Consider the following 6,287-nt stretch of genomic DNA (forward strand, 5'->3'; position numbering starts at 1 on the left):
CCCCTCGGAGGTCAGGCCGCAGGGACCAGCAGGGCGTGCAGCGCCTGCGGGTCGGTCACCTCGGGCAGGTCGCGGGCGGCGAGCCAGGCCGCCGCGGCCGCGCCGTCGCCGGCCGAGCGCAGCGGCGCGTCCGGCCACCGCCGGGCGACCTCCGCGCGGACCGCCACCGCCAGCGGGGTGTCGCCGGTCAGCAGGCCGCCGCCGAGCACGATCGGGGCGGCGTCGCCGGCCGGGCGGATGCGCGCGGTGCTCTCCGCCAGGTGCGCCGCGGCCTCGTCGACCAGCCCGCCGGCGACCGGCTCGCCGTCCACCGCGGCGGCGATCACCAGGGGCGCGAGTCGGGCCAGCTCCACCGGGGGCCGCCGGGTCACCGCCTGGACCAGCGCGTCGACGGTGTCCCGGGGGCGGGCCGCCACCTCGGCGGAGCCGAGCAGGTCGACGAGCACCGCCGTCGCCATCCGCCCCGGGGCCCGGCCCCGGTCCAGGTCGGCCAGGAGCCGGCGCACCGCCTCCCGGCCCAGCCAGAATCCCGAGCCGGCGTCGCCGAGCAGCCAGCCGTGACCGTCGGCGACCCGGTCCAGCCGCAGCTCGCGGACCTCGGCGGCGATCGCGCCGGTGCCGGCGATGAGCACCGTGCCGTCGGGGCTCGCGGTGCCGGAGGCGTACGCGACCAGCGCGTCGCCGTGCACGGCGTACGGGCAGCGCAGGCCGGCGTCGCGCCAGGCCCGGTCGAAGGCGTCCCGACCGACGGGGTCGGCGAGCAGCCGGCCCGCCCCGGCCAGCCCGATGGTGCCGGCCCGCACCCGGGCGGGGTCGAGGTCGGCGAGCGCCTCGCGCAGGGCGGCCAGGAGTTCTCCGGCGGCCCGCTCGGCGCCGTGGCTGGTGGGGTTGCCGCCGCCGGCCCGGCCGCTGCCGAGTCGCCGCCCGTCCAGGCTCAGGGCGGTCGCCCGGGTGGACGTACCCCCGACGTCGAGACCGACCACGACGGTGTCGGACATCCGCACCCACCTCCCTGATCAACGCCGCGTTCATGCTGGTCGGCCCGGCGGCGCGGGGCAAGGGCCGGGCCGCGTCGAGGGCTGTGCGCCAGGTAACAGTTTGAAAACTTCGCCCACGGCCTTGACATGGAGGGGCCTTCAGTAAGAACTTTTACCACTAACAGTTAACAGTCTTTTCGGAAAGGCGTCCCATGGTTGATCACGAGGTGGACACCTCCGCGGGGACCGCGGTGGTCGACGCCGACGCGGTCGACCGGCGGGCGGCGCTCGGGGTCGCCTCCGACGGCGTGCTGGCGCGGGTCCGGGCCGGCATGGGCGAGCTGACCGGGGCGCTGCGCCGGGTCGCCGAGCACGTGCTCAGCGACCCGGAGGCGGCCGCCCGGGCGACCATCGTGGAGCTGGCCGAGCGCAGCGGCACCTCCCCGGCCACGATCACCAGGTTCTGCCGCGCGATGGGCTTCGAGGGCTACGCCGACCTGCGGCTGGGCATCGCCGCCGAGACCGGCCGGGCCCGCTCGGCGGGCTGGACCGTCGACATCGGACGCGAGATCCAGCCGAGCGACCCCCTCACGCGGGTGCTCGACCAGATCATGGCCGCGGACACCCGCGCCATGCACGACACCGCCGCGCTGCTCGACCTCGCCGAGGTCGAACGCGCCGCCGTCGCCATCGCCCGGGCGTCGCGGGTGAACATCTTCGGCGCGAGCGGCAGCGCCCTGGTGGGCGAGGAGATGCAGTTCAGCCTGCACCGCATCGGCGTGGCGGCCTGGGCCTGGAACGACGTGCACGAGGGCCTGGCCAGCGCGGCCCTGCTGCGCCAGGGCGACGTGGCGCTCGGCATCTCGCACACCGGCCAGACCCGGGAGACCATCGAGATGCTCGCCGAGGCGGGCAGCCGGGGCGCGACCACCGTGGCGCTGACCGGTTTCCCGCGCTCGCCGCTGGCCGAGCTGGCCGACATCGTGCTGCTCACCGCCAGCCAGGCCACCACGTTCCGCCCCGACGCGCTGTCGGCCCGGCACCCGCAGCTCGTCGTGCTCGACCTGCTCTACATCGCCGTCGCCCAGCGCACCCACGACCGCGCCCACGCGGCCTTCCGGCGCACCGCCCAGGCCGTCGACGGGCACAAGGCCGCGAAGAGGGCCACGGCATGATCAGCGCACAGGGGTACGCCGAGGCGGTCCGTCCGGTGCTCGACCGGCTGGTCGACGCCAGCGCCGACGGGATCGACGCCGCCGCCGACCTGATCGCGGCCAGCCTGCGCTCCGGCGGGGTGCTCCAGGCGTTCGGCGCGGGTCACTCCGAGGCGTTCGCTGCGGAGCTGGTCGCCCGGGCGGGTGGACTGGTGCCCGCCAACCGGCTCTCCATCCACGACCTCGTGCTGCACGGCGACGCCCCGCGCGACGTGCTCGCCGATCCGAAGCTGGAGCGCGACCCCGCCATCGCCCACCAGATCTACGCGCTGGCGGCCCCGCAGCCGCAGGACGTGTTCGTGGTGGCGTCCCAGTCCGGCATCAACGGCTCGGTGGTCGAGCTGGCGGCGCTGGTCACCGACCGCGGTCACCCGCTGATCGCGGTCACCTCGGTCGAGCACACCGCACGGGTCGCCCCGCGACACCCGTCCGGCCGGCGGCTCGCCGATCTCGCCGACGTCGTGCTGGACAACGGCGCGCCGTACGGCGACGCACTGCTGCCGCTCGAGGGCGGCGGCGCGGTCTGTGCGGTCTCGTCGGTCACCTCCGCGCTGCTGGCGCAGTTGCTGACCGCCGAGGTCGTACGACGGTTCCACCAGGCCGGAGAGGTGCCCCCTATCTACCTCTCCGCCAACGTCCCCGGCGGGGACGAGCACAACCACGCCCTCGAGTCGCGGTACGCCGGGCGCCTCCGGCGGACCGCCTGACCCGAACACCACAAGGAGAGACGACGATGTCGATTACCCCCGAGAACCCGGCGGATCTGAGCCGCCGGACGGTGCTGCGCCGGGCGGCCGCCGCGGGCCTGCTCGCCACCCCCGCCGTCGGCCTGCTGAGCGCCTGCGCGACCAGCGGCGGCGACGAGAAGAACGAGCAGGTGGCCGGCGGCACCAAGAGCGCCACCAACCCGCTCGGCGTTGCCGAGGACGCCCCGGTCGAGGTGATCATCTTCAACGGCGGCTACGGCGAGAAGTACGCCACCGACGTGCACCAGCCGCTGTACAAGAAGGCGTTCCCGAAGGCCGAGATCAAGCACCAGTCCACCCAGGCCGTCTCCACCGTGCTCCAGCCGCGGTTCGCCTCGGGCAACCCGCCGGAGTTCGTCAACAACTCCGGCGAGAAGCTGATGGACTTCGGCGCCCTGGTCGCCGACGGCCAGCTCCAGGACCTCACCGAGCTGTGGGACGCCCCGTCGGTCGACGACCCGAACAAGAAGGTCCGCGACACCGTGGTGCCGGGCACCGTCGAGGCCGGGTCGTTCAACGGCAAGCCGTACGTCCTCTACTACGTCTCCACCGTCTTCGGCATCTGGTACTCGGGCAAGCTGTTCAAGGACAACGGCTGGGCGCCGGCGAAGAACTGGGACGAGTTCACCGCGCTGCTCGACAAGATCAAGGCCAAGGGCATCACGCCGTACGGCTACGCCGGCGCGAACGCGGCCTACTACCAGTGGAACGTGATCCTCACCCACGCCGCGAAGATCGGCGGCACGGACGTGCTGAAGAACATCGACAACCTGGAGGACGGCGCCTGGCAGCAGGACGCGGTCAAGCAGGCCGCCGAGGCGTGGGCCGAGATCGGCGCCAAGTACGTCGACAAGAGCTTCGAGGGGCTCAAGCACACCGACGTGCAGCTGCGGCAGAACCAGTACAAGCTGGCGCTCTACCCCAGCGGCGACTGGCTGGAGGGCGAGCAGAAGAAGGACACGCCGCCCGGCTTCGAGTACCAGATGATGCCGGTGCCGAGCCTGTCCGCGTCGGACAAGCTGCCGGCGACGGCGCTGCGGGCGACCGCCGGTGAGGGCTACTTCGTCTCGGCCAAGAGCAAGAACCCCAAGGGCGGCCTGGAGTACATGCGCCAGATGCTGTCGGTGGCCGGCGCGAAGGGCTTCACCGAGGTGGTCAAGGCCCCGACCGTGGTCACCGCCGGCTCGGACGGCTTCGCCTTCCCGCCGGGTGTGGCCAGCTCGCAGGGCGCGCTCAAGGCCGCCGGCCAGGACGTGTTCAACCTGTACTTCGACGGCTGGTACAAGGAGCTCGACACGGAGGCGCGCACCGCCACCAACGAGCTGATGTTCGGCCGGATCAAGGCGGACGCCTTCGTGGAGCGGATCCAGAAGCGCGCCGACGCGATCAAGAAGGACAGCTCCGTCGCCAAGTTCAAGCGCTGACCGATCGGAGCGTAGGGATCATGCGGCACGGCAAGTATCCGTTCGTGATCGGGTTCCTCTTCGTCCCGGTCACGCTGTACGTGGTCTTCGTCATCGCGCCGTACGCGCAGGCGTTCCAGATCTCGATGACCAACTGGCGAGGGCTCTCCGCCCCGCAGTGGGTGGGCTTCGACAACTACCGGAGGTTGTTCGACGACGACAGCTTCTGGAAGGCGGTCCAGCACCACGGCGTACTGCTGCTTGCCCTGCCGCTGATCACCATCGCCATCGCGCTGCTCTTCTCGTTCCTGCTCAACGTGGGCGGGAAGAGCAGCGGCGGGCAGCGTCAGGGGGTCTGGGGGGCGAAGTTCTACCGGGTGGTGTTCTTCTTCCCCCAGGTCCTGGCGGTGGCCATCATCGCGGTGCTGTTCCAGATGGTCTACCGGCCGAACGAGTCCGGTCTGATCAACGGCGTGCTGATGAAGCTCGGCTTCGACCCGGTGCTCTTCCTGGTCCGGCCGAACCTGGCGCTCTGGTCGATCATCGCGGTGCTGGTCTGGCAGGCCGTCGGCTTCTACGTGGTCCTCTTCTCCGCCGGCATGGCCTCCATCCCCGGCGAGATCTACGAGGCCGCCGAGATGGACGGGGCGAGCCGGGTGACGCTCTTCTTCCGGGTCACCCTGCCGCTGCTGTGGGACACCCTCCAGGTCGCCTGGGTCTACCTCGGCATCGCCGCGTTCGACGCGTTCGCCATCGTCGCGGTGCTCTCGGTCGACAGCGGCGGCCCGGACGGCGCGACCACGGTGCTGGCCATGGAGATCTACCGCAACGCCTTCGTCTACTCGAAGTACGGCTACGCCTCCGCCATGGGCGTGGCGCTGTTCTTCCTCACCATCACCTTCGCGGCGCTGACGCTGCGGCTCACCAAGCGGGAAAGCGTGGAGTACTGATGAACCCGCAGACGACGCTGCCGCCGACACCGGCGGCGCTACCGCCGAAGACCGTCACGCCGGGCACCTCGGGCGGGCGCCGGGGCCGACGCTCGGAGGTGCGGCTGCTCGCCGGCCTCGGGCACGTGGCCCTCGCCGTCTGGGCGGTGATCGTGATCGTGCCGATCCTCTGGACCTTCCTCGCCTCGTTCAAGAACACCACGGAGATCTTCAGCAGCCCGTGGACGCTCCCGGCGGAGCTGCGCTTCGAGAACTACGCCCGGGCGTGGAACAAGGCCAACGTCGGCCGCTACTTCCTCAACAGCGTCATCGTGGTGTCGTGCAGCACGCTCGGCACGATGCTGTTCGGCTCGATGGCCGCGTACGTGCTGGCGCGCTACAAGTTCTGGGGCAACCGGGCGATCTACTACCTGTTCGTCTCGGGGCTGGCCTTCCCGGTCTTCCTGGCCCTGGTGCCGCTCTTCTTCGTGGTGAAGAACCTGGGACTGCTGGACACCCACACCGGGGTCGTCCTGGTCTACATCGCCTACTCGCTGCCGTTCACGGTCTTCTTCCTGGCCGCGTTCTTCAAGACGTTGCCGGCGTCGGTGGCCGAGGCGGGGATGATCGACGGCTGCTCGCACACCCGGCTGTTCTTCCAGGTGATGCTGCCGATGGCGAAGCCCGGCCTGATCAGCGTCGGGATCTTCAACATCATCGGGCAGTGGGCGCAGTACCAGCTCCCGCTGGTGCTGCTCTCCAACGCCAAGGAGAAATGGGTGCTCACCCAGGGCATCGCGGACATCTCGGTCAACGCCGGCTACGAGGCCGACTGGTCCGGTCTCTTCGCGGCGCTGACCATCGCCATCCTCCCCATGATCATCGTTTACGCGGTCTTCCAGCGGCAGATCCAGTCGGGCCTCACCTCCGGCGCGGTGAAGTAACCCGGACGCCCCGCGCGGTGTCGTCGCGCACGCCGTCCGGAAAGTGGCGGCCGTCCCCCCGTGGGACCGCCGCC

General features: G+C 71.4%; 6 protein-coding genes. 5 read left to right on the plus strand and 1 reads right to left on the minus strand.

The window, feature by feature from the left end; all coding sequences use genetic code 11:
• Positions 1–11: 11 nt before the first annotated feature.
• Complete coding sequence (locus ACSNOB_RS22345) at positions 12–998, minus strand: N-acetylglucosamine kinase (protein ID WP_436688402.1); 987 nt, start codon at positions 996–998, stop codon at positions 12–14.
• A 191-nt stretch (positions 999–1,189) separates the two neighbouring features.
• Between ACSNOB_RS22345 and ACSNOB_RS22350 the strand changes: the two genes are divergently transcribed.
• From ACSNOB_RS22350 to ACSNOB_RS22370, 5 genes are read left to right on the plus strand one after another with little or no spacing between them, the layout of a single operon-like run.
• Positions 1,190–2,152: a MurR/RpiR family transcriptional regulator gene (locus tag ACSNOB_RS22350; RefSeq protein ID WP_436688403.1), complete on the plus strand. Its 963-nt coding sequence runs from the start codon at positions 1,190–1,192 to the stop codon at positions 2,150–2,152.
• Positions 2,149–2,898 (plus strand): sugar isomerase domain-containing protein, encoded by a 750-nt coding sequence (locus ACSNOB_RS22355; protein WP_436688404.1) that lies wholly within the window; start codon positions 2,149–2,151, stop codon positions 2,896–2,898. Before ACSNOB_RS22350 ends, ACSNOB_RS22355 begins: the two co-directional genes overlap by 4 nt.
• A gap of 26 nt (positions 2,899–2,924) precedes the next feature.
• Complete coding sequence (gene ngcE, locus ACSNOB_RS22360) at positions 2,925–4,361, plus strand: N-acetylglucosamine/diacetylchitobiose ABC transporter substrate-binding protein (RefSeq protein ID WP_436688405.1); 1,437 nt, start codon at positions 2,925–2,927, stop codon at positions 4,359–4,361.
• A gap of 20 nt (positions 4,362–4,381) precedes the next feature.
• Positions 4,382–5,290, plus strand: a complete 909-nt coding sequence (locus tag ACSNOB_RS22365; RefSeq protein ID WP_091108206.1) for a carbohydrate ABC transporter permease — start codon at positions 4,382–4,384, stop codon at positions 5,288–5,290.
• Positions 5,290–6,213, plus strand: a complete 924-nt coding sequence (locus ACSNOB_RS22370) for a carbohydrate ABC transporter permease (RefSeq protein WP_436688406.1) — start codon at positions 5,290–5,292, stop codon at positions 6,211–6,213. Before ACSNOB_RS22365 ends, ACSNOB_RS22370 begins: the two co-directional genes overlap by 1 nt.
• Positions 6,214–6,287: the final 74 nt, after the last annotated feature.

Source organism: Micromonospora sp. URMC 106 (assembly GCF_051386395.1).
GTDB lineage: Bacteria > Actinomycetota > Actinomycetes > Mycobacteriales > Micromonosporaceae > Micromonospora.

What these genes read in the sequence shown, in the direction of transcription:
- ACSNOB_RS22345 (WP_436688402.1), bottom strand. Translation starts at nt 998, where the DNA reads ATGTCCGACACCGTCGTGGTCGGTCTCGACGTCGGGGGTACGTCCACC.
- ACSNOB_RS22350 (WP_436688403.1), top strand. Translation starts at nt 1,190, where the DNA reads ATGGTTGATCACGAGGTGGACACCTCCGCGGGGACCGCGGTGGTCGAC.
- ACSNOB_RS22355 (WP_436688404.1), top strand. Translation starts at nt 2,149, where the DNA reads ATGATCAGCGCACAGGGGTACGCCGAGGCGGTCCGTCCGGTGCTCGAC.
- ngcE (WP_436688405.1), top strand. Translation starts at nt 2,925, where the DNA reads ATGTCGATTACCCCCGAGAACCCGGCGGATCTGAGCCGCCGGACGGTG.
- ACSNOB_RS22365 (WP_091108206.1), top strand. Translation starts at nt 4,382, where the DNA reads ATGCGGCACGGCAAGTATCCGTTCGTGATCGGGTTCCTCTTCGTCCCG.
- ACSNOB_RS22370 (WP_436688406.1), top strand. Translation starts at nt 5,290, where the DNA reads ATGAACCCGCAGACGACGCTGCCGCCGACACCGGCGGCGCTACCGCCG.